Genomic DNA, 3,077 nt, shown 5'->3' with positions numbered 1-3,077 from the left:
GAATTTACTGTCCTCTCTTGCATTCCGGCTTCCTAGTTTTGTCAGTCAAGCAGCCCAAATCGCTCTGAGCAGTGGGTTTGGGAAAAGGTGAAATGGGATATCGAACGCGATCGCCATTGATTCGTAGCCGTTAGCGACTCTCCGTGTAGGGAATGTTTGATTAATCACACTCCCTACCACAACTGTATGACTACCATCAATCTTGCGACCGATATCCCTAACAGCATCGTCACCCTAGAACAACTTCACGCCTGGACATCCCTAACCTTGGGGGTCTTGAATCCGACGTTAGCGGTTCTAGAGGCCGCAGATCGCGCTGAGTTCGTGGTTCAGACAGGCGTATACAAAGTTGCCGATAACACCAATCGACTGTTAACCCGTGCCTCTATCTCGCTCGATCCGAGTTTCATGAGCGATCGTTCAAAGAAACTCTGGATGTTTGCTCAAGAGTTCTCAAATATCGCCATCCCCGCGGGGTTCAAAGATAACTAATGGCAAGACCGATCGACTTTGAGCAACTTTCAGCAAGAGCAGCGCTAGAAAAGAATTATCGTTTCAGCCCGAATGCAAGCAAGGCAGACGGTTATTTCAACACAAAACCCGCGCCTCCTCCCAAGCCACCTCTGCCCAAAGACATCTCTTACAGAAGCGAAGCAGGATACCGATGGCAGCGAATCGAGCAAGGCTACACGACCGTACAACCCGTAAAAGATAATCCGGGCTTTCGGAATGCTGCAAATACCGTCGGCGATCGCATTACTCGATCACCCTCAACCCCATCAGGCGTAAACAGCACACCCATTCGACCGCCCAATCCCACTGGGACGATGGCAAACAACGCGATGAGCAGCATGAGGACGGCCAGCAGTCAGATACTAGCTCCGGCTGGTAGAGCGCTGGGGCCCGTTGCCAAGACCCTGGCCCCCGTTGGAAAGGCTCTCGCGCCGATTGCAAAAATCGTAGGGCCGATTTCAATCATCCCGTCGCTAGTGGATGCTTTGAAAGACGTTTTTGACGATCCGACTCAGAAGATTTTTGATGAGGCAAAGCGAAAACGACAGGAGCGGAAAAACCGTAACACCAACATCCCCGATTTCAATCCGAGAGATCGTCCGCCTGGTGATATCCCCCCTTTCAGGGGTGGAAATATTGCGGGAAAGCGTTACACCGTCTTTTTCACGGCCAGAGGGCGGCGAACTTACACCAACCCATCGACAGGAGACAAATTCACTGAGGATGTCGATGCAGGGACGGGACGGGCTGAAGGGTTGATCGGGCCGCTAGGCGGGCTTGAAGTGGTCGGAGAAGCTTACGTTTCCGCATTGGGCGATCAATATGTCACGTCACGCCTCTACATCACTCAGGCTTATGGCACTCCGGGTGCAAACCGATCGCTGATCTACACGATTAGCGCCCTAGATGGAATTGCTCAGGTTGGTTCGTGGGCTGTCCCTGCCGATGGATCGACGGATGATGCTGTCAACCCAAACGGACAAAGTTCACCGCCAGAGTGGGAGCCGCCCAAAGCTTCGGAAGATTATCCCATCTTTGTCGTCCCCGGCAATGGGATGCCTGATTTCAACATCCCTCCTAGACTTCCAGACGCGCCGGGGCAAACACCACAAACGGATCGCCCTGAAGCCCCTGACAGAAATCGAGAGCGAAAACTCGCGCCACTTCCGACACCAGCCGATCAAAATCCCGTGTCCCCCGCGCCCACACCGATCACCCCTCCTCAGTCGATCAATCCACTTCAAAACCCTCCTAGTTGGCAGCCAAACCCCGGAAGGCAAACGGGAAGGCAAACGGGAACGTCTACCCCTTCTAGTCAATGGAGCGATCCATCCTTTCCCGGCCCGTACACAATCACAAAAACTGAAATCGGGAAAGAGACAAAAGAGACGAAAGAACCAGAAAAAACATTTGCCCCCTTGCCAATTCCCCCAATTTTTCCGCGCCCAACCGATCCGGATGGCAACTTCGATCGCCCCCGGCAAGAAGAAGAACAACGCCGTCAAGATGCTAGTAAACCGCTACCCCAACCTAAACCCAGATGCCAAAATTCTTGCAGCGCTGGTTTGGAGATGGGGCAAGAACAAATCAATGGAAAACTGGATGGTTTAGCAGGAAAAATTGGGGCAGGAATTAGCGCGGCCGATATGGCCTCTAATTTGTTCTTGCTCAATCAAATCAACAGCAAGTTAGGTGATCAACTTCCCGGTGGTATTGCTGGAAAATTGACACGTTTATCGCAATGGTTGCATTTGGATCGAATCTTAAATGTATTGACCTATGTTAATACACTTCACAATGCTTACATGTTGTCAAACGGATTAACACAAACATTGTTCAGCATGATTTCCAATGTATTAGCAGCAGTGGGAATTAAAGACGCTGAAAACAATCCTCTAGACATTGGCGCAATCATTGGTAAGAGTGTTGATGCCTTTGCTAAATCAGTGCTTGGAGTCGAGACAGTAGACGGCATTAAAGCGGAATGGAAAAAGTACTCTCGCATCTACCAAGCGGCTTCTAATTTACTGTGGTCAATCCAGTCGATCGGGCAATCAATTTTAGGTGCATTAGAGATTGTTGGATCAATGGTGGCCAAGATTGGAAATGCATTAAGGAAGTGGGGTGCAATTAGCGAGAAAGCATTCGGTTGGATGAATCAAACACCCAACTATCAAAACAGATTCTTTACCGCTCTAGAGAAAGCTGAGGAAGTAACTAGCAACATTGATTCGATTGCTGGTGAAGTGCTCTCAATTCAAGACACTATCACACAAATCGGAACGCAAAAGACAGAGCTAGAGAAAGCTTTGAAACAAGACGAAGGAACAAAGCAGGGCAAAGAATCTCCCGAAGCAAACGAACTCAAGAAATTGGAAGAGAAAGCCAAAAACGACAGCAAGCCCCCAACAATTCCACCCGAAGCAGAACGCAAACCGGAGGCTTAAAAATATATGCCATTACCTGAAAATTTCAGCAGTTGGGAACACTTCCAACAAACCTTGATGCAAGTTCAGAATCGTATTGTTCGAGAAGAGTTCAACGACTTGGGCAGCGATTGGGAT

The 3,077-nt window shown here is 49.6% G+C and carries 2 protein-coding genes; both read left to right on the top strand.

Annotated elements, in window-relative coordinates; genetic code table 11:
• Positions 1-186 precede the first annotated feature (186 nt).
• A complete protein-coding gene (locus tag ACKFKF_RS34715; protein ID WP_446862517.1) occupies positions 187-492 on the top strand; it encodes a hypothetical protein in 306 nt (101 codons plus the stop codon).
• Positions 492-2,960, top strand: coding sequence for a hypothetical protein (locus ACKFKF_RS34710; RefSeq protein ID WP_446871899.1), 2,469 nt, complete (start codon positions 492-494; stop codon positions 2,958-2,960). The genes ACKFKF_RS34715 and ACKFKF_RS34710 overlap by 1 nt, the downstream gene beginning before the upstream one ends.
• Positions 2,961-3,077: the final 117 nt, after the last annotated feature.

Source organism: Phormidesmis sp. 146-12, from assembly GCF_052939495.1.
This window is presented reverse-complemented; position numbering and strand designations above follow the sequence as displayed.

Coding starts and splice junctions, on each gene's coding strand:
- ACKFKF_RS34715 (WP_446862517.1), top strand. CDS start 187: ATGACTACCATCAATCTTGCGACCGATATCCCTAACAGCATCGTCACC.
- ACKFKF_RS34710 (WP_446871899.1), top strand. CDS start 492: ATGGCAAGACCGATCGACTTTGAGCAACTTTCAGCAAGAGCAGCGCTA.